The organism is Heyndrickxia shackletonii (assembly GCF_001420715.1).
Lineage (GTDB): Bacteria > Bacillota > Bacilli > Bacillales > Bacillaceae_C > Margalitia > Margalitia shackletonii.
The window spans coordinates 3745676-3766509 of record NZ_LJJC01000004.1; the positions used below are offsets into that span (position 1 = coordinate 3745676).

Consider the following 20834-nt stretch of genomic DNA (forward strand, 5'->3'; position numbering starts at 1 on the left):
GCGAGAAATGTACTCGTGCCTAATGTTGGACAAGCTTATTTTTTAAAGAAAAGATAAAGGTAGGAATAACTCCTACCTTTTTTATGCTGTCTAGCTCCGGCCCCTATCGACTAGTGAATGAACAAGGCGCTTTTCGCTTTTCTAATTATCTATTTAACAAACTTCCCACATAACGAAGCAGATCATTAGCAGAAGTAGAATTATAGCCATGTTCATCAATGAGACGGGCTACTACTTCATTAATTTTCTTCAACTGAGTTTCATCCGGTGTTTTGGTGGATGTAGTAATTTTTACAACGTCTTTTAAGTCAGCAAATAGCTTCTTCTGGATTGCTTCACGAAGACGGTCATGTGAATTATAGTCAAACCGTTTTCCTTTTCTTGCATAGGCAGAAATTCTGATTAATATTTCTTCCCTGAATGCTTTTTTCGCATTTTCGGAGATGCCAATTTGCTCTTCAATGGATCTCATTAATTTTTCATCCGGATTAATTTCTTCTCCTGTTAATGGATCACGAAGTTTTACTTTATTGCAATATGCCTCGACATTGTCTAAATAATTATCCATAAGTGTTTTGGCCGATTCTTCATAAGAGTACACAAAGGCTTTTTGCACTTCCTTCTTCGCTAATTCATCATATTCCTTGCGCGCTAGTGAGATATAGTTTAAATATTTCTCCTTCAATTCAGAGGTAATAGATGGATGCTGATCCAAACCTTCTTTTAAAGAGCGGAGAACATCAAGCGCATTGATGGATTGTATTTCCTTGCGAATAATCGTGGAGGAAATCCTGTTAATGACATAACGCGGATCAATGCCGCTCATTCCTTCTTCCGGATATTCTTTTTTCAGCTCCTCTACATCTGCTGAGTTAAATCCTTCGACATTTTCACCATCATATAATCTCATTTTCTTTAAAAGATCAATGTCGCCGCGCTTTGGCTCTTTTAAACGAGTTAGGATTGTAAACATCGCAGCCACTTTTAACGTATGTGGAGCAATATGAACATCTGCCACATCACTTTCATTAATCATCTTTTCGTAAATTTTTTCTTCTTGGGAAACTTTTAAATTATACGGAACAGGCATAACGATTATCCGAGAATGTAAAGCTTCATTTTTCTTATTGGCGATAAAGGAGCGATATTCCGTTTCATTTGTGTGGGCAACGATTAATTCGTCTGCACTGATTAAAGCAAATCTTCCCGCTTTAAAATTGCCCTCTTGTGTTAAGGATAATAGATGCCATAAAAACTTCTCATCACATTTTAGCATCTCTTGAAATTCCATTAAACCGCGGTTTGCTTTATTTAATTCCCCATCAAAGCGGTAGGCGCGCGGATCAGATTCGGAACCATATTCTGCAATAGTGGAAAAATCTATACTTCCTGTTAAATCCGCAATATCTTGAGATTTAGGATCTGATGGGCTGAATGTTCCAATTCCAACACGGCGATCCTCGGAGAAGAAGATACGTTGAATCATAACATCTTCGATTCGTCCACCATATTCCTGTTCAAGCCTCATCAAATTAAGCGGAGATAGATTTCCTTCTACCCTAATTCCGTATTCTTCATAGAAGTCCTGTCTTAAATGACTTGGAATTAAATGCAGTGGATCCTCATGCATTGGGCAGCCTTTAATGGCATATACTGCCCCTTTATCTGTACGCGAATAGGCTTCAAGACCTCTTTTCAACATCGTTACTAATGTGGATTTACCACCGCTGACCGGCCCCATTAATAGCAAAACCCGCTTTCGCACATCTAAACGTCTTGCTGCGGGATGAAAATATTCTTCAACTAGTTTTTCTAATGCTTCCTCTAAACCGAATAATTGACGGCTGAAAAACTCATATTTTTTCTTTCCATTTACTTCTCCAACCCCAGCATCATTTATCATATTGTAAACACGGGAATGAGCCGACTGAGCAATCCATGGTCTTTCCTTCAACAACTCCAAATAATCAGCAAATGTCCCTTCCCAATATAACTTCTCTTCCTCTTCACGGTAATGTGAAAGTCGTTTTAAAATATCCATATAGACCTCCCCTTGTCACTTGTTAAGAGACGATTTATATACTTTATGCTTTTAGCGAAGTGAACATGAATGAATCAGACAAGAATAATGATATATATATTATGGAAATATAGTGATAACGTTACAGGAAAGATTGTCAAACAATTGTTAGAATTGAAATGAAAGAGCATTCACATTTTATTTAAATTGGGCTATAATAACAGAAAGTACATGTACATGGGGCAAAGGAGGCGTACATATTCATGAAAACACTAATCATTTTGCTTGGCTGCGTTGCATTTCTAGCTGCCATCTTTACTGCAGGATATGAAGATAAGCCAGGTGTGAATAAATAATTTCCCGAATAAAAAAAATCTTCCCGTCGGAAGATTTTTTTTATTTTAAGTTCGGATAGCCTTGTTGTCTTAATGCTTCGTATACTAGAATCGCTGCTGTATTGGAAAGGTTCAGGGAGCGGACATTATCATTCATTGGTATTCTTAAAAAATGATCTTTATTTTTTTCCATTAAATCTTTCGGAAGTCCTGTCGTTTCTTTTCCAAACATAAAGTAATGCTCTTTATCCACATCGCTAAAATCAAAGGATGAATGAGGTTTTTCTCCGTATGTTTCGATATAATAAAATTCACCATTTTGGTTTTTGGAGAAAAATTCATCTAAAGAGTCATAATAAGTTATATTTACCGCATGCCAATAATCTAGCCCTGCTCTTTTTAACATTTTATCATCGGTTGAAAATCCAAGCGGGCGGATTAAATGCAGCTTTGTATCGGTTGCAGCACATGTGCGTGCAATATTGCCGGTGTTTGCTGGAATTTCTGGTTGATATAATACGACATGAATTGCCAAGAATGGTCACCTCTATCTTTATTTAAGGCTCTTTTCTAAAACTTTGTTGCTTTCGTAGAATCCACCCAATTTAAGGTAAAAATGAATATCTTTTAAAGTAAAGATGCCCTGAAACTGGGTCAAACTTAGGATTTTAAATATATACGAAATGCAACAAGTTAAAATCGGCTTTTGGATTTTAACAATCTATACGAAAACAGCTTTATTTCCCTTTCCCATTATAGCATATTTACTTTTGTACTTTTCATGCTCTCTATTCACCATTAGTTATCCACAATCGTAAAAAATTTATATTTAATATTTGGGGTATAAGCGGAAGAATCTTCATATGCCCAATACCGATTACGGCTGTTATACGTGTGGGCGTTAACAAGCGGCATTCCATAAGCATCCTTCCCCGTTACGATGGTATTATGATCAAAACGGCCATCTCCTTGAAAATCAAGGCAAATGACGTCGCCTAAATTTAATTCTTGCGGGGAGCTAACCTGTTTTGCACGTAAACCAGTTTTTGAAGTACTTAAATACTGCATTAAAGAGTGAGCAGTTGCCCAGCTATAACTGTAATTATTATTTTGCATCCACCAGCCCTGCCCCCTATTAGGGTAGCCTCTCATCGGTGCTCCGCCTTCATGCAAGCATTGAGAGATAAAATTAGTGCAATCATCGGTAAATTTTCGATATTTCGGATTGTAGCTATTCCACCATCTTTCCGCATACTGAACTGCTTTTAAACGGTCATAGTTGTAACTTTTTCGATCGTCATTTGCATCATTTATTAAAGATGGCGGTTGGTCATTTGGAACATGAAATTCGGGGACGATTTCTTGATCATTGTATAATTGTTCTTGATAAAAGGTTGCTTTGCGATTTTCGATTTCTTCCTCAATATACATTTTCTCTTTCTGTTTGATTAAATATTTTAAGTGTATCTGGTAATGAAGGAATGTTTGATTATCTTTTTCTATTTTATTCTTAACCTTTGCTCTTGCCTGCACTTTTACAATTTCTGCATTGCGCTTTGCCATCAGGTCTTTTTTTCTATTTATTTTTTCATCATCGCCAAGTTTATTCACTAATTGCTCTAAACGTGATTCTAATTGTTTTTGAAGCTGAGATTTCATGAAAACTCCCTCCTTCTTGGCCTCTTTTCTTAAACTTAGTTGCCCACCTTAGTTTATGAAAAGAGGCCCCGAAAACCAGTTTACTTAGGATTTATAAAACAAATGACGTAAAGCAACAGGTTAAAATCGGCTTTTGGATTTTAACAATCTATTCGAAAACAGCCTCAATACAAACATATGAACGAAGAAGGGAAAACAAAACAAACTTTTATAAGCGACCAACCTTCTAAAGGCCATTTGGGTTCGGATTTTTCCTCGTGTTGGTCTTTTGAACTCTTATAAAGGCCATTGGCTCTCGGATTCTTCCTCTGGTTGGTCTTTTGAACACTTATAAAGACCATTGGCTCTCGGATTCTTCCTCTGGTGGATCTTTTGATGCTTTCAAAAGACCATTCTCCCTCCTGTTTTGATCCCTTCTAAAGACCATGTGAAATCTTATCATTAAAAAAAGGCCTATCCCAATTTCGATAGGCCATCCTCTACTTCTTTTAAAACCTCTTCATCTGATTCTTTTTCTTTCGCTGTGAGAAGTGCATTCTTCGCCTCTTCTCCGCCGATTTTTCCTAAAGCCCACGCAGCTGTTCCGCGCAATACCGGTCTAGGATCATTTTTTAATACTGTAATAATTTCCGGTACAGCAGAAGTTTCTTTAAAATGAGCAAGCGCTACTAATGCATTTCGCTGAATTGGCTTTTTACCTCTCCAGGATCCGGACATTTTTCCAAAGCTTTCATTGAATTCGCGGTTACTGATAGATAGAAGTGGGGTTAATTCCGGCTTTGCTAGATTCGGATCAGGCTCCATTTCTTCATGGAAATGAAAATCTATCCCCTTGTTTTTCGGGCATACACTTTGACATGTATCACAGCCATATAAACGATTTCCTAGTTTTACGCGAAATTCTTCTGCAAGAAAACCCTTTGTCTGTGTTAAAAAAGCAATACAGCGCTGAGCATTCAATTGTCCGCCTTGTACTAAAGCTCCTGTTGGACATGCATCTAGGCATTTCGTGCAGGTTCCGCACTGATCTTCCATTGGTGCGTCCGGTTCAAAAGGAATATTGGTAATCATTTCACCTAAATATACATAAGATCCAAATTCCGGTGTGATAATGGAACAGTTTTTCCCGCTCCAACCAATACCGGCTCGCTGGGCAACGGCTCGGTCTACTAGTTCCCCAGTATCCACCATGGATTTGCATCTTGCTTCAGGATAATAATCCATGATGAAAGCTTCTAGTTCAGTAAGTTTCCTTCTTAAAATGTGGTGATAGTCTTCTCCCCAGGAAGCTTTTGCAAAAATTCCCCGTCTTTCTCCCGCTTTTCCTTTAGGTGCATCCTTCATTTTTGAAGGGTAAGCGAGCGCAATCGAAATGATGGATTGAGGTTTATCGAAAATCAGGGAAGGATTCGTTCTTTTTTCAATGTCCTTCTCCTCAAATCCTGATTGGTATTGCAGCTCCTGTTGTTTAATCAGCCTGTTTTTCATTTCAGTAAAAGGATCTGCAGTTGTAAAGCCAATTTTGTCGATTCCAATCGATTTACTATATTGAATAAGTTCCTTTTTAAACTTTGTAAAGTCCATTATCATCACCTCGATTCTAGATTTCATTTTCTTACACTTAAGTTTAAAATATAAAAACGCAATATCCCGTTCTTCTGGAAAACGAAATACTGCGTTGGTTCTAATGTTATGTATGGAGCGGGTGATGGGAATCGAACCCACGACAACAGCTTGGAAGGCTGTAGTTTTACCACTAAACTACACCCGCAAAAGGTTTCAATTATTTTTCGACAACCTCTTGTCGACTTTTTTATTATACATGCCTTCTATATGTTTTTCAAGTGTTTTTTTATATTTTTTTCTAAGGGGATATTTTTACGGATAAAGTGATCATTATTTTTGTGCGGACATTTCGTGCACTTATCTATATTCGGGCCGTTCCTATCCAATTTCACGGCATTCTACTATTTTTCAAAGTAATACCCCATACAGACGGAATTACCTGCTCTCAGTTCATTATCCTAATTCCGATAAAATATAAAAAAGTGCTCCAATCCTAAGTATACGGATGGAACACTTTAAACTTTAAATACTTGTGCCGCTTAATTTTTTTGCTGGAATATGTCCTGATTTATTTACCTTCGTTTCAAGATACCGTTTATTAAAATCAGATACATCTCCCCATAGCGGAACGTGATCTTCTGCCGATAATCCATGTTGCTTAAGTGCAGTTAGTTTCTTCGGATTATTGGTTATCAACGTAACAGGCTTCGAGCGTAAATGTTGTAAAACCCTGATAGGATCTTCGTAACTGCGTATATCATCGGCAAATCCCAACGCTTGATTTGCTTCCACTGTATCTAAGCCTTCCTGTTGAAGCAGATAGGCGAACGATTTTGAAAATAAGCCAATCCCTCTTCCTTCATGGTTAGCAAGATAGAAAATTGCTCCGGATTTATTTTCTACAATCATTCTCATCGATTGACGTAATTGATATCCACAATCACAGCGTTTGCTTCCAAAAATATCACCTGTATGGCAAATGCTATGCATTCTAATTAAAGCATGTTCATCATGTTCGAAATCCCCGTATACTAAAACGGAGGATTGCTGTAAGGATGCTAGATTCAAAGATGGCAAAGCATTTAAAATGGCTTCCTTATCAGAGGAAATGCCATCTAATACTAACCAAGTATACCAGTTAAAATGGACAACCTGGTCATCTAGTTGAACAGGCAACTTAATGGGACCAACTAGACAAATATCTGTTTTATCGGCTTGCGAAAGAATCGCCATTTTATCTTTAAGAAGTGCTTTTACTTCTGTCGTAATCATAGTTATCTCCTCTTTTAGCTATACAGGTAAAAAAATAACTGTATTTATTTGACGAGCGAAAGTATTATAGCATATTTTCGGAATAAATATTAATTATTTTGTTTATTCATTTTTATCCATAAAAAAGATTATTAGGAAATGGTACTACTATTGCCCACCCTGTTTTTTTAACTTCCAAAAGTGAAATTCGTTACCTTATTACAAAGTTCATGAACCCATTTAATATTTGCTGCGGGCTTATTAATTGAAAACTATTGACATCTTTAGAAAAGTGAATTTTCATTTTCTCGTCAAAATATACTGTTTTTGCCTTTTCTATATACACGGACCATTCATTGGTTTCAATCGCAATATCACCATCCTCTATTTCCGAAACGAACCATAATTCGATTACACCGTTTACAGCGCATCCGCATCCATCCGTATTATACTTCAATTTTAAATAGCCTTTCTTTCCTTCTGTCTTTTCCTTTATTTTTACTACCGCTTCATCTGTTATGGTAATCTCCATGATTGTAACTCCTATCTTTTGCAATGAATGTTTTCATAACGAAAATGGTATTTTTTCTTCGCTTATTCACCTTTTCAGCTTACTCCTTCACCACTCATAAGTAAATTAAGTAAAACAGCGGTACATAAAATTAAATAATTTTCCCTAAAATGGAAGGAATTATACAAAATTTGTCGAATCATTTATGTACAAAAGGAGGTTGATTATTATGTTTACAAAATTCGATTCTTTCATGGTGAAGACAATTTAAAACGAAAAGGTGGAGAATCACATAATAACATCCATTTATATTAACGTTAAGACGAATGAAGTATTTACGGAAAAAGAACAAAATATGATACATTCCATGCTGCTGCACACATCTGCGTGGTCAGTTAATGGCGGTGTCTTTTTAAATCCCCCTCAAAAAGAGGACGAGGATCCTAGCTGTATTTTTGAATTAGATTTAGTAATGGGAAAAGCAATTTCAATGGAGGAAGGAGAACAAATTGTAAAAGTTCTCCCAATAAAAATAAGATCTGTCTTCAGAAATGCAAAACTTGAGGAACCGATTATAGAAATAAAAGAACATATTGTTTCTGCTTAATAAAGAAAGAGGAAAGAGTACATACTCCTTCCTCTTTTAATATACATCCCTTCGATTAAACACGACGAATGACACAATTAAAGCTGCTACCATCCAGACAAGAAGAACGGTAATGGAAAATCCCATTGTCATTCCCTCAATCGGCGGTTTCGTTCCATTCACGTAATCCGTTAACTGCAAATTTACCATGAATAAATATTTTGCACTTTGCCACGAAGAAACCATGTTGACCAGAATCGCACCGGCAATTAAGGCAGCGAGCATAATGCCCATGACCGCAGCTGTTGAACGAACTAGAACGGACAGCATAAAAGTAAGGGTGCCCACGACCACACAAACAAACCAAACAAGACCGAATTCCATTAATATGTATTCCCATTGTGCTATCAGATGAACATGGGTTGTGACTAAATCTTCTCCCTTTGTTACAAACCCCGTCAGCATCGGCATATTCCACCCTTTATATCCAAACACAATTCCGGAAATGGCATAGGAAAGGATTGCTACACATAAAACAATAAAGGATATAGCAAGCAACAAAGCGAGATATTTGCTTAATAATACTTTCCATCGTTTTACCGGCCGAGTCAGCAATAATTTAATCGTTCCTCCGCTTGCCTCAGAGGAAACAAGGTCCGCAGCCACGACCATGACTAATAAAGGCAGCAGAAGATCAATTGCATTTTCTGCAAAAATTCTCATGAATGTTGGTGCTCCTGGGGAATTCGGATTAATATTATGATTCAGATAATATTGTTCCTGTGTCAGTTTAATTTTTAAATATTGGGCAAAATCCTCCGGGAGTTGGCTCGAACTCAAGCGATTTTGTATATCCACAATTTCTTGTTGGAGCTGAACACGCCAATCCCTCGTTCCCAGTTTCTTTTCTGCTGTTTTGTCCTGTTTATATTGGGCATACGTAATAATTGGAACGAGAATGGCGATGATTAAAATAATGACAAATAAACGTTTTTTGCGAAAAATCTTTAACTGTTCATTATAAACAAGATTAATCATGATGCTTTCCCCCCGTTAATTCGAGGAATAGATCTTCAAGAGCCGGAAGCTTCGCCTGCATCTCTTTCACTTTAATGCCAGCACTCACAAGTTTTTTGTTCCAATCTGCAACTTTCTCCTCTATAAAAGGAGTAATTAAGGTATGATCTTCTCCTTCTTTCACATCTGTTTCCTCTTGTAAAAGCTTTTTAGCTGCTTGGAATGGCTCCACTTTCCATATTACCCGTTCCTGTTCCGCAAGCAACGACTCAACGGTATCGGTACGAATAATTTCACCATCTAACACAATGGCTACTCTGTCACATAGGAGCTGAATTTCACTTAATAAATGGGAAGATACAAGCACACTTAATCCCTCATTTTTGGCAAGAAAGCGAATAAATTCCCTCATTTCCCTAATTCCCGCGGGGTCTAGTCCATTTGTTGGTTCATCTAAAATAAGCAGGTGAGGATTTCCCAATAATGCTTGGGCTATCCCAAGCCTTTGCCTCATCCCTAGCGAATAAGTTCCAACCCGATCATGAATACGATCGGTTAATCCTACCAAATCCGCCACTTCATGAAGCCGATTCGGTGTAATGGAGGGATCCATCCGAGCAAAATATTCAAGATTTTCCCAACCTGATAAATATGGGTAAAGTTCCGGGTTCTCTACAATACACCCGAGGTTTTTCATCGCTTCTTTAAAATCTGTTTGAACATTTTTGCCTGATATTAAAATCGTTCCTGAAGTTGGTTTAATTAATCCGACAAGCATTCGGATTGTTGTTGTTTTCCCGGCTCCATTTGGTCCAAGAAAACCGAAAACTTCTCCACGGTATAAGGTAAACGATAAGCCCTTTATGATTTCCTTTTTTCGAATCGTTTTCCGTAAATCCTTTACTTCGAGTGCCGGAACTTCCTTCATTTTGTTCCCCCCTCGCTAAACTTTATCAGTGAAGCAACACGTTCCCCGATTAATTTATAACCGGCAGCATTCGGATGAAACTTATCACTGAATAAATAATCGTTAACATGTAATTCAAATAGATCAAAGGTTGGAACATAAATAATCTTTTTATAATTTGCAGCAAGACCCGCGGAATCATAATTCCACTTGCGGACAATGGATGATGTAAGCTTAGACTTTTCTAAATCGATAAAAGGATTGTATAAGCCTACATGGAAGACGGTCGCATCCGGATTGATAGAACGAATGGCAGTATATATTTGTTTTAAATTTGCAAGATACGGTTTCTCTTCTTTTTTCATATAAGCGGGGTCAAGATGATTGATTACATTTCCACCTTGAAAGAGATCATTCCCGCCAATGGTTAAAAGAATAATATCAGCCGCCTGCAGCTGACGCTTAATTTCCGGTCCTTTTAGTTGAGTGATTAATTGTGAAGATGTTTGGCCTTTTATCGCACTATTTGTTAGCAGGATCGATTTTTTTGTTTTCTTTTTTAAGCTGTCTGTTAGGTAACCAATATACCCCTTTCCCTCAGGATCCCCCGTTCCTCTTGTTAAAGAATCCCCAAGAGCAGCAATTTGCAGCCTATTTTTTGACTTAGTTGTCATTTCTGATGGGGTCATCTGCCTTTTAACCGTTTGTTTTCCCTGCCCCACTGCTAATTGATCCTTTAGCACCCAGCCAAAGCCGAAAAGAAATAGCAGAGCAGAGAAAATAGAAATGATGGAGATGATTGTAATTGTATATTTTTTCATCCTGCCATTCCTTTCTACATGCTTAGAATGAATCATCCTTATTTATAACCATTAGGCAAAAATTCCAATCTATTTTTGTTAAAAATATTGAAACATTTTTATATTACCGTTTCAAATATAATGCTTTCCTTTTATACACATTATTCAAAAACATATGGCCATTCATATAAAGTCTTATTCTTGGATTGTCTAATAGAGGTGGAGGAGGGAATTTTTTAATCAAACTATAGAGAGATAGAAACATATAAAGATTAAAAAATATTCGCATCATTATTTATAAAATTCTGTGACATATTTATAAGGCATATACAAAAATTAATACCCTTATGCAGTTTATTTTGAATAACTACATAAGGGTATTTAATTACGCTTATCTTTTTATCACTTTTATATTTCGCTTTACAAATTCCCAATTTTGAGGGGCTGGGAGACTAACTTGCCAATAGGTTGTTCCTGCTATTTGGTAAAGATCCATTAATCTATACTTTGCTATATAACTTCTAATATCTTCGAACCATACGATATGTTCCGCTGTATTTCTCCAATATCTATACCATGGAGAGTATGCAGTATTATCAAATTGTATAGTTGTTCCTGTTGTTATTGCTTGATTTTGCGAGGCTTGCACAGATAATGCTCTCGTTTGATTATTTGAAACTGTTTTATCATAACCATATAAAGACATCCCTATTTGTAGTTTTGCTGGATGCATTTGTGATATTGCGTACTTAATAACCTGTTCTACCCACCCTATCGGGGAAATAGGATCAGGTGGACCCCCCGGGTAGCCATAATCAATGGTCATGACAGCCATAAAATCTGCTATTTTTCCTATTCTTGCATAATCATAGGCACCTACTATTCGATTAGTTGGTAAATCAGCTATTTTAGCATGTACATTCACATGCAATAAGAGATTTCCTAGTGCGTTTTTTAAGGATGACAGAAAGGTAATAAAATCATTCCGGCGTGCTGGCGGAATAAACTCAATATCAATACTGACTCCGCTAAAGCCTTTATTTCTAGTAAGATTCACAATACTTGTCACAAGATTTTGTCGATACGTTGGATTTCCTAGCACATCTCCCGCAAGATCCGCACTAAATTGGTCATTTAAAAAATTTCTAATCATTAATAATGGACTTATCTTTAATTGATGACATAGCTCGATAATGGCTGTATCATCCATTTGATTAAAAGCAAGACCTTTTTCAGTAAAGGAATAGGCAACAATCGCTAAATATGTTAACTGTCCGGCAAGGGATTGAAGGATAGGTGTAATAGTTGTTATAGATGAAGGAAAAATAAAACCGAGTGTAGTTATTTCCAATTTATTAGGGGACGGAATATGGATGATTTGTCCGATTGAAAGCTGATTAGGATTAATGTTGGGGTTTAATGAAAGTATGTAGGAAAGCTCTGTATTAAATGTTTTACTTAGAAGTCTTAATTGATCTCCTTTCTTAATACGATAGGTGCGGATTGGCAATAAATTGTCCGGAATATATAGAGCGAGTCCAGGTACTAAAGAAGTTGTTGTTAATCCATTCACATTTATAAGTGTTTGCATAGAAACACCATACAATTCAGCAATGCCCCACAAATTTTCTCCAGCTTTCACTACATGGACCGCCATTTACAATCCCCTCCTTTTTATCATATTATGGGGATTCCTTATTAATATACTTCTATAGATGATTTTCCGATAAAAAATAAAACATAATGTAAAAAGAAATTGATATGATTTTCCCTAATTGACTTTTTTAAACCATTTGTAAAAACATCTCGGACGACCTTCTTCCCGAAGATGTCCTTATGAATATTTCTACCTCTCTATGTCTTTATATCTCTGGTAAAAGAAAATCTTCTTTCACAATTTTAAATAAGTATAAAAAAAGCCCTTCCCTCGTATTCAGAGAAAGGCCGATTACTTACCATTTATTCAGAAAACACAATTTGGTTTCCGCCTTGTTTTTTCGCACTATACAAGGCAGTATCTACCGATTTTTTTAAGGAATCAACAGTTACACCATGTTTGGGATAAACGGATACACCTGTACTTATGGATATGAATATTTGCTCTCCACGAATTGTAATGGGATGGAGTAGATAATATTCCTTTAATTTCTCAAACAACGGCATAATTTCCTGTGATGATTTTACAATTATCATGAATTCATCACCAGCGTAACGGTAACCTTCTATAGTTTTATTACAAATACTTTTAATACCATCTGCTAGTACTTTTAAATATTTGTCGCCTACATCATGTCCAAAATGATCATTCACTTTTTTTAAGGAATCGGAATCAAGCATGATAAGTTGAATAGTGTGATTGCTTTCACTTATTAAAGATAATAAATCTTCGTGGAAAGCACGATAATTTTTTAGACCTGTTAAATCATCGAGCAGCGACATTTTATAAATACGTTCGTATAACCTAACGGAGTCAATCGAACTGAAAACTTGTGTTCCAATGATTTGCAGCAATTCTTCATGCTCTTTACGATAGGCAAATTCAGCATAGCATTGAGCAGATATAACACCTTTTACTTGATTATCAATTAAAACGGGAACAAAGAGGCAGGAGTTAGTCAACCCGGCCTCCTCATCGCCTAAATAAACATCGTATTCCTCTTCCATTCTCGATTCTTTATGATGGATGATTTCCCTTGTCATTATTGCCTGAGAAGTATGATTTTCTCCAAGTTCAATCGTAACAGGAGAGTACTCCTTTCCCTTGTCTATCATAAATGGAACTTGAATATGGGAATCACCTTCATTATAAGTAGCTATATAAAATGAATCGGTCGGCATTACCTGTGACACCATTTGATATGCTTCCTTAAAAAGAATTTCTTCACTTAAGGTTTTACTGCATATCTGTGCAAAGTTATGCAGGATTCGATAGTGACTATTTAACCAGTTTAGACGCTCCATTTGATTCTGGATTTCTTCCAATTGAAAGAAAATGCGATCCATAAGCTGGTCTTGACTGCTAACATTGCATTTACTTTTTATTACCGAATAATCTTCTTTCGAAATATATTTATGTTCAGTACCAATTTTTTTTAACAAATCATAAATCATTTCCAACGTAGCATTATTACCGTCATAATCTACCATGCCAACACTTCCACAACGTATTTTAATCTACTAATTCTAAAGTCCCTCTTCCTTTCATTATATGTTTTTCGAAATATTCTTTCAAGTAGTGGTGTCAGGCACCACCAATGGACATTTCAATAATTTGTATTTCTAGGATGGACAGTTATACTCTTTTAAAAGTATAAAGCTTGTCAACAAAATCAAAAGTGGTATTATTGATTTATATTTCAGAAATATCAGTTAATCTAAGGAGAAATCGCAGATGGTCATCGATATTAGAAATGTTTCATGGCAAAGAGGAAACGAGTGGATTCTTAAAAATATTTCTTGGCAGGTCAAAGAGAAGGAGCATTGTTGTATATTAGGGCTTAATGGTTCTGGAAAAACAACTCTGCTCAATATGATAAATGGGTATATTTGGCCAACCAAAGGAGAAATTCACGTATTAGGAAACAAGTTTGGTCATGTTAATCTTCGAGAGCTTCGCAAATCCATCGGCTGGGTCAGCTCTTCCTTGCAGCAGCAATTGCATGAAAATGAAAATATTAGAGACATTGTCGTAAGCGGCAAATTTGCTAGCATCGGTCTTTATGACCGGATTCATGTTGAAGATGATGAAAAAGCAACAGAATTATTAACAATGCTCGGCTGTGAGCATTTAAAAAATAAAAGCTATCAAACTCTCTCTCAAGGAGAGAAGCAACGGATTCTGATAGCACGAGCGCTAATGGCAGATCCAAAACTGCTTATTTTAGACGAACCATGTACTGGACTTGATTTATTAGCTCGTGAACATTTATTACAAATGATTGAAAAAATAACGGAGCACCCTGACGCACCTACCATCATTTATGTCACTCATCATGTGGAAGAAATTCTTCCATGCTTTAAAAAGGTATTGTTACTAAATAAGGGAGAGGTTTTTAAAGAAGGGAGAAAAGAAGAAGTTCTAACTTCGGAAACACTTTCAGACTTTTACCAAGTCCCTATAAAAGTGGATGAGAAAAATAAAAGAGTTTGGCTTTCACTTGAAGAGGTTATCTATTGATCAAAAGGGGAAAACATTCCCCTTTTGATACCATTTCTGCAACAATTTTAATAGTATTTAACTGCCATGCAAATGATTTCGATTCACTGATTCTGGAGGGCGCTCAAACCATTCATGCTCAATCATTATATTGGCTCCGTCCTCCACATATAAGGAAACATCCATTTGACATTTAGCATACATTACACCCAGATCCCTCCTACCATTTAAAGAAGCTCCGTTCGCATATTCTCTTATTTTCATGGCAAACATATCAATTTTATGAGCGACTTTTAGCTTGTCCGAAAATGGAGTAATGGTAGATGTAGTTACCAAATGGTCCAAAAGTGATGGGGCAGGCAGGTTATTATCAGTAAGCTTCTTTGTCATTATTTCAATATGTTTTTGATTCAATTTCTTCCCTCGTTCTAAATACTTTCTAACCTTTTCAAGCTGAGCACCTTGAGCAAAACCAATGATTAGAGCTTTACTTGTGACATCATTATTAAGGTTTCCATAAAGGTGGGCTATTTCTAGTCCATGAAGAGCTCTAAGATCCCCGAAATAACCATTCAAAAAACTCTGTTTCTGAATATATTCGACTTTCTTAGGTGTCGGGATAGGCGGTGGATTCATGATTACACCTTTTGCTTTCAATAATTCATTCACACCTGACATTAATATAACTGTTTCTCTAAGACAATCGATAAAAAAATCCCTTATATCTTTTCTTGTAACTAATGGAATGGCTATACTATAAATACTCATGCCGGCTTTTCCTAAATAGTCCAGGTAATGAAGGTAAAACTGATCGTGAAATAATCTAGGTGCTTCTAAGTTTACATCATCTTCCGTATATCCGATTGGTACTGGGAATTCGGCTTGATTAAAAATATCTTCAATTCTTTGTGCAAAAGTGGTACTTAAGTTTAAAGCAAATTCCAAAATGGCTTTAATGTCCTGATCATCCACATGCTTTAGATAATAGCTTAGAACACATTTCCCCATTGAATTCCCCATATAGGAAGCCCAGAGCTTTCCCATTTCTGCCGCCGATAATTGTGAATTGCTCATTAGCATACCCTAAAACTCCTTTTAATCTTTTAATACTTACCAATAGTTTTACCTTATAAGTTGTGGATATTCTAATCATTAATAAAAAAAGGAAGATGCTAGTTTTCAGCATCGTTCCTTTCCTGGTTATCTTTAAATTTTTACAAACTTCCCTTTTTCATTGGACTCAAGAGCTGCTAAAATAACGTCTAATGATTTCATGCCTTCTTCACCAGTAATAAGCGGTGTCTTATTATTCTGAATCGCATCAATGAAATGGTCTATTACATGCGATGTTGTCTGGCCGCCCTCTTCATTAGTTTGAATTTTATCCAGCTGATATCGGGCGATTTCACCATTTTTATAATGGATAATGAGAGAATGAGTTGGGTCATCTTCTAGACGCACTACTGCATTTTCCGTATAAATAACTGTCGAATTGTCCCCTCCTGCAACGTATGACCAACTGGCAGTTAATGTACCAATTGTCCCATTCTCCAATTTCAATATACATACAGCATTGTCATCCACATCCGTATCCTTCTTCGCACTGGTTTCCACAAATGCCCCTACTTCCTTCACTTCCCCAAGAAGATAGCGTATAAGATCTGCTTTATGAACACCTAGATTACCTAGTGCCCCAATAAAGGCCCTCTCTTTATCAAAAAACCAGCTTTCCCTTCCGTCAATGCTCCAACCTTCCGGCCCGCCATGCCCAAAGGTCGTTCTAAAGCTATAAACTTTCCCAAATTCTCCGTTTTCAAGCATTTTCTTCACTTTCTGATGAGAAGCAACAAATCGTTGATTATGGCCAATCATTAATATTTTGCTATTTTCTTTGGCAGCCTTAATCATCGCTAAAGCTTCTTCATGTGACGTGGCCATGGGTTTTTCACAAAGGACGTGGTTACCTGCATGTAAAGCTGCTATAGAAACAGGTGCATGCAAATAATTTGGGAGGCAAACACTGATGACATCTGTATCAACAGTGTTTAATAATTGATTATAATCTGTAAAAGCTTGAGCACCATATTTTTCTGCTGTAACCTTTGCCCGTTCTTCTAAAACATCACAAACTGCTACAATTTCAACGTTTGGATTGGCTGCATATTCTGGTAAATGACGATATTTAGCAATAGAACCGCAGCCAATTACACCAACTTTTATTTTTTCCATACTGATTTCCCCTCGCTATACCGTATATTATAGAATCCCTTTTTGTTTAAGATAACGACTGCTCATTTCAATACTTTCAAGAGGCGAGCGCTTACTGGCGTCTTGTTCGACAATCCACCATTCCACATCACAATCGTCCCCAAGAGCTAAAATTGCTTCAATATCAACTCCTCCAGTTCCAAGTTCAGCAAAAAATTGTTCTTCATCTTTGGTCATATCTTTTAGATGAACAAGCGGTGTTCTTCCTTTATAACGTTTCAGCCATTCAGTAGGTTCTTCCCCTGCTTTTGTCAGCCAATACACATCAAATTCTGCTTTAACCCACTCCGGATTTGTTTCATTAAGAATCCATTCAAGAGGTTTTAACCCGTTTGCAAGTGTTACTAATTCAAAATCATGATTATGGTACGAGAAAGTGATACCCTCCTTGTAGCATTCTTCCCCAACTTGGTTTAGCGTTTGAATCAGCCGAGCATAAGCGTCTTGATTACGCTGGTCTGGCATTAAAAATGGGCATACTATGTGAGAATTTTCTATTGTTTGCTGGTAACGAATCACGTCTGAAAGCTGATTTTCTAATACATCAAGCGGAACATGGCTTGATGCAGCTTTAAGTCCTAAATCATCCAATACCTCTTTTAATTGTGTTGCTTCCATCCCGCCATAGCCTGCAAATTCTACTCCAGCAAAACCTAACTTTGCTACCTTTTCAAGCGTTCCGACGAAGTCCCTTTCCCCTTCATTTCGAAGAGAATACATTTGAAGTGCAACTGGTATTTTGGTCATGTTCATTTCTCCTTTTTTAAAATTTCAGTGATAACAATTGATACTTTTTATAGTGGTATAATGGTTTTCATTATCTTGATGAAGGACACTGTCCGTGATTCCATGCTGTCACTTGGCTTTCATAACCTCGATGATGGACACTTTTCGTAATTTTTTGCTGTCACTTGGCCTTCATTTACCCAATGAAGGACACTCATCGTAATTTCTTGTTGTCACTTGGCTTTCATTTACCTTATGAAGGACACTTTTCGTAATTTCTTGCTGTCACTTGGCCTTCATTTACCTTATGAAGGACACTTTTCGTAATTTCTTGCTGTCACTTGGCCTTCATATCCTTGATGAAGGACACTCATCGTGATTTCTTGCTGGCACTTGGCCTTTATTTCCTTGATGAAGGACACTATTGATAATTTCTTGCTGTCGCTTGGCTTTCATTTACCCAATGAAGGACACTCATCGTAATTTCTTGATATCACATGGCCTTCATATCCTCGATGAAGGACACTTTTCGTAATTTCTTGCTCTCGCATGGCTTTCATTTCCCTAATGAAGGACACTCATTAAAATTCCTAACCATACAATGTCATACATCCCCATCGTGAAGAACTAATTATGGTAAGTTTTTCTCCCTATTCAATCCCATTCTCTTTGATCACTTTTTGATACCATTTATAGCTTTCCTTCGGTGTGCGCTCCAGTGTTTCATAGTCCACATAAATAATGCCGAACCGCTTGGAGTAGCCAAAGGACCACTCATAATTATCCATAAGCGACCATACATAGTATCCTTGTAAATTTCCGCCTTCTTCTATGAAACGATGTGCTGCTGCAAAATGATCATGGAGATACTTGATACGGGCGTGATCTTCGATTTTTCCATCCTTCCATACGTCAGGAAACGCCGCCCCATTTTCCGTTATATAAAGCGGAATATCCGTATAATCTGACTTAATTCGCGTTAACAAATCGTATAAGGATTCCGGATGGATACCCCACCCCATATCCGTGACATTTTCTGTTTCACTGATTACTCCCGCTCCCAAAATATCATTTTTCTCATCATTCTCTACGATATTGTGAGAATAATAGTTAATTCCCAGGAAATCGATTGGAGCGGATATGGTATCCAGATCACCTTCTTTCATAAAGGATAGTGGTCCAAATCTATTTTTATAAAGGGTCACCATGTCTTCCGGATATCTTCCTTTAAAAATAGGATCGAGAAACCATCTGTTGGCAAAACCGTCCGAACGCTCGGCCGCAGCAACATCTTCTGCAGCTTCCGAAGCTGGAATAGTTGGTGATAAATTAAGCGTAATCCCAATCTCCCCAGCCAATCCCATGGAACGGTATAACTCCACCACTTTCCCATGTGACAACAGTAAATGATGGGAAGCGATCAAGGCTTCATTCCAATCGGTATGCCCGGGAGCATGAACACCAAATGCATAACCCAGAAAAGCGGCACACCAAGGTTCATTATGAGTAATCCATGATGGAATTCGGCTTCCAAATGCATCAAACAGCGTCTTCGCATAAGTCACAAATTGGTCAACGGTTTCTCGATTGGTCCAGCCGCCTTTATCCTGAAGCCATGTTGGCAAATCCCAATGATAAATAGTGGCAGCAGGTGTTATTCCCTTAGCATCCAGCTCATCCAGCAACCGGGTATAAAATGCAAGCCCTTCCGAATTAAACTTGCCTTCCTCTGGAAAAAGCCGCGGCCATGCAAAAGAAAAGCGATAGGAGCTGATTCCGAGATCGGCCATCAACTCAACATCTTCCGGATAGCGGTGAAAATGATCACAGGCTATTTCACCATTTTGCTGCTTGTAAACCTTTCCTGGTTGACGGGCAAAACGATCCCAAATCGATTCTCCCCGCCCTTCCTCATGTGCGCCACCCTCAATTTGATAGGAAGCCGTAGCGGTCCCCCATGTAAAAGTATCAGGAAATATTTCCATTTTCTCCACCTTCCTATTCACACTTATGGTGTAGACTAATTTTAAATTCAGGTTCCACTAATTCCATTGCTCCCTTTTATCTAAATGATGGCAGGCAACAAAATGATTCTCTGCGGCTTCTTCCAATGCTGGCATCGTCTCTCTGCAGACATCGGTTGCTAATGGACAGCGATGAACAAATGGACAGCCTCTTCTATCTTCTGATAAATCTGGAGGATCATTTGTCATATCTGTAAGATCAATTTGAGACTCACTGCCGGGTGTCGCTGCTAAAAGCAACCTGGTATAAGGGTTTAACGGATTTTTAATTAATTCCTTTGAATCTGCAATTTCCATGACCTTTCCGCCATATAAAACCATAATGCGGTCGCCAAAATAGCGTGCAGATGCTAAGTCGTGCGTTATATATAAATAAGACAAACCTAAATCTCTCTTTAAATCATTCATAAGCTGCAGAATACCAGCTCGGATGGATACATCCAGCATGGAAGTAGGCTCATCCGCTACAATAAATTGCGGATTAACAGCCAATGCCCGGGCAATCGCAAGACGTTGCCGCTGCCCGCCTGATAATTCATGGGGATGCTTTTTCCGTATTTCCTGAACTGGTGTTAAACCAACTTGAAGGAGCAAATCTGCCACTTTTTCATCTAATGCTTTCCCCCTATATCCCTGATGCTTTTTTAACGGAAACCGCAAATGACCCTCAATCGTTTTTACAGGATTTAATGACCCGAATGGATCTTGAAAAATGATTTGTGCCACTTGCCGGTAGTCTTTTAAATCCTTTCCTCTTATTTCATTCACCTTTTTACCATGAACCGTAATAGTTCCTTCGGTTGGCTTTACTAATCGGACTAACGCACGGCCGATTGTTGTTTTACCACTGCCTGACTCACCTACTAAAGCAAGCACTTCGCCTTTTTTTATCTCCAAATTCACGTTATCAACGGGAGTAATGTATTTCTTTTTCCGATCCCCGCGAACCGGGAATTTAATAACAAGATCTTCGACTTTCACTAAAACAATTGATTGCTCGTTCAAGAA

Annotated in this window: 18 protein-coding genes and 1 tRNA gene; 2 read left to right on the forward strand and 17 right to left on the reverse strand. The window is 37.4% G+C overall.

What is annotated here, in order from left to right; all coding sequences use genetic code 11:
- Positions 1-145: 145 nt before the first annotated feature.
- The 7 genes from AN964_RS18000 to AN964_RS18030 all read right to left on the reverse strand — a co-directional run bounded on the left by AN964_RS18000 (position 146) and on the right by AN964_RS18030 (position 7363).
- Entirely contained in the window at positions 146-2041 is a 1896-nt protein-coding gene (locus AN964_RS18000) for a PrkA family serine protein kinase (protein ID WP_055741012.1), read from the reverse strand.
- A 375-nt stretch (positions 2042-2416) separates the two neighbouring features.
- Positions 2417-2890: a tRNA (uridine(34)/cytosine(34)/5-carboxymethylaminomethyluridine(34)-2'-O)-methyltransferase TrmL gene (trmL, locus tag AN964_RS18005; protein ID WP_055741013.1), complete on the reverse strand. Its 474-nt coding sequence runs from the start codon at positions 2888-2890 to the stop codon at positions 2417-2419.
- Between the two features lie 263 nt (positions 2891-3153).
- Positions 3154-4014, reverse strand: coding sequence for an amidase domain-containing protein (locus AN964_RS18010; protein ID WP_055741014.1), 861 nt, complete (start codon positions 4012-4014; stop codon positions 3154-3156).
- Between the two features lie 453 nt (positions 4015-4467).
- A complete protein-coding gene (gene queG, locus AN964_RS18015) occupies positions 4468-5598 on the reverse strand; it encodes a tRNA epoxyqueuosine(34) reductase QueG (protein ID WP_055741288.1) in 1131 nt (376 codons plus the stop codon).
- Between the two features lie 113 nt (positions 5599-5711).
- Positions 5712-5785: transfer RNA gene (locus tag AN964_RS18020), tRNA-Gly, on the reverse strand.
- Between the two features lie 317 nt (positions 5786-6102).
- Positions 6103-6852 carry a GTP cyclohydrolase II gene (locus AN964_RS18025; RefSeq protein ID WP_055741015.1) on the reverse strand — a complete coding sequence of 250 codons (750 nt, stop codon included), beginning with the start codon at positions 6850-6852 and terminating at the stop codon, positions 6103-6105.
- A 190-nt stretch (positions 6853-7042) separates the two neighbouring features.
- Positions 7043-7363, reverse strand: a complete 321-nt coding sequence (locus tag AN964_RS18030; RefSeq protein ID WP_055741016.1) for an iron-sulfur cluster biosynthesis family protein — start codon at positions 7361-7363, stop codon at positions 7043-7045.
- Positions 7364-7697: 334 nt separating this feature from the next.
- Between AN964_RS18030 and AN964_RS18035 the strand changes: the two genes are divergently transcribed.
- The gene (locus tag AN964_RS18035) at positions 7698-7949 is read left to right on the forward strand and encodes a hypothetical protein (RefSeq protein WP_163258580.1); all 252 of its coding nucleotides are present in this window, start codon (positions 7698-7700) and stop codon (positions 7947-7949) included.
- A 36-nt stretch (positions 7950-7985) separates the two neighbouring features.
- Here AN964_RS18035 and AN964_RS18040 read toward each other — a convergent pair whose 3' ends face one another.
- From AN964_RS18040 to AN964_RS18060, 5 genes are all read right to left on the reverse strand, one after another.
- Complete coding sequence (locus AN964_RS18040) at positions 7986-8966, reverse strand: DUF2705 family protein (RefSeq protein WP_055741018.1); 981 nt, start codon at positions 8964-8966, stop codon at positions 7986-7988.
- Positions 8959-9873: an ABC transporter ATP-binding protein gene (locus AN964_RS18045; protein WP_055741019.1), complete on the reverse strand. Its 915-nt coding sequence runs from the start codon at positions 9871-9873 to the stop codon at positions 8959-8961. Before AN964_RS18045 ends, AN964_RS18040 begins: the two co-directional genes overlap by 8 nt.
- Entirely contained in the window at positions 9870-10673 is an 804-nt protein-coding gene (locus AN964_RS18050) for an SGNH/GDSL hydrolase family protein (protein ID WP_055741020.1), read from the reverse strand. Before AN964_RS18050 ends, AN964_RS18045 begins: the two co-directional genes overlap by 4 nt.
- A 370-nt stretch (positions 10674-11043) precedes the next feature.
- Positions 11044-12309, reverse strand: a complete 1266-nt coding sequence (locus tag AN964_RS18055) for a glycoside hydrolase family 18 protein (protein WP_055741021.1) — start codon at positions 12307-12309, stop codon at positions 11044-11046.
- A 302-nt stretch (positions 12310-12611) separates the two neighbouring features.
- Entirely contained in the window at positions 12612-13799 is a 1188-nt protein-coding gene (locus tag AN964_RS18060; protein WP_055741022.1) for a sensor domain-containing diguanylate cyclase, read from the reverse strand.
- Between the two features lie 244 nt (positions 13800-14043).
- Here AN964_RS18060 and AN964_RS18065 point away from each other — a divergent pair, with 244 nt between their 5' ends.
- The gene (locus AN964_RS18065; RefSeq protein ID WP_055741023.1) at positions 14044-14829 is read left to right on the forward strand and encodes an ABC transporter ATP-binding protein; all 786 of its coding nucleotides are present in this window, start codon (positions 14044-14046) and stop codon (positions 14827-14829) included.
- 57 nt (positions 14830-14886) lie between these two features.
- Here the strand turns inward: AN964_RS18065 and AN964_RS18070 are convergent, their stop codons facing one another.
- The 5 genes from AN964_RS18070 to AN964_RS18090 all read right to left on the reverse strand — a co-directional run bounded on the left by AN964_RS18070 (position 14887) and on the right by AN964_RS18090 (position 20831).
- Complete coding sequence (locus AN964_RS18070) at positions 14887-15888, reverse strand: DUF3231 family protein (RefSeq protein WP_055741024.1); 1002 nt, start codon at positions 15886-15888, stop codon at positions 14887-14889.
- Positions 15889-16014: 126 nt separating this feature from the next.
- On the reverse strand, positions 16015-17037 hold the full coding sequence (locus tag AN964_RS18075; protein WP_055741025.1) for a Gfo/Idh/MocA family protein: 1023 nt from the start codon (positions 17035-17037) through the stop codon (positions 16015-16017).
- Between the two features lie 27 nt (positions 17038-17064).
- Positions 17065-17823: a sugar phosphate isomerase/epimerase family protein gene (locus tag AN964_RS18080; RefSeq protein WP_055741026.1), complete on the reverse strand. Its 759-nt coding sequence runs from the start codon at positions 17821-17823 to the stop codon at positions 17065-17067.
- Between the two features lie 629 nt (positions 17824-18452).
- On the reverse strand, positions 18453-19787 hold the full coding sequence (locus AN964_RS18085; RefSeq protein ID WP_055741027.1) for a GH1 family beta-glucosidase: 1335 nt from the start codon (positions 19785-19787) through the stop codon (positions 18453-18455).
- A 57-nt stretch (positions 19788-19844) separates the two neighbouring features.
- Positions 19845-20831 (reverse strand): ABC transporter ATP-binding protein, encoded by a 987-nt coding sequence (locus AN964_RS18090; RefSeq protein WP_055741028.1) that lies wholly within the window; start codon positions 20829-20831, stop codon positions 19845-19847.
- Positions 20832-20834 lie beyond the last annotated feature (3 nt).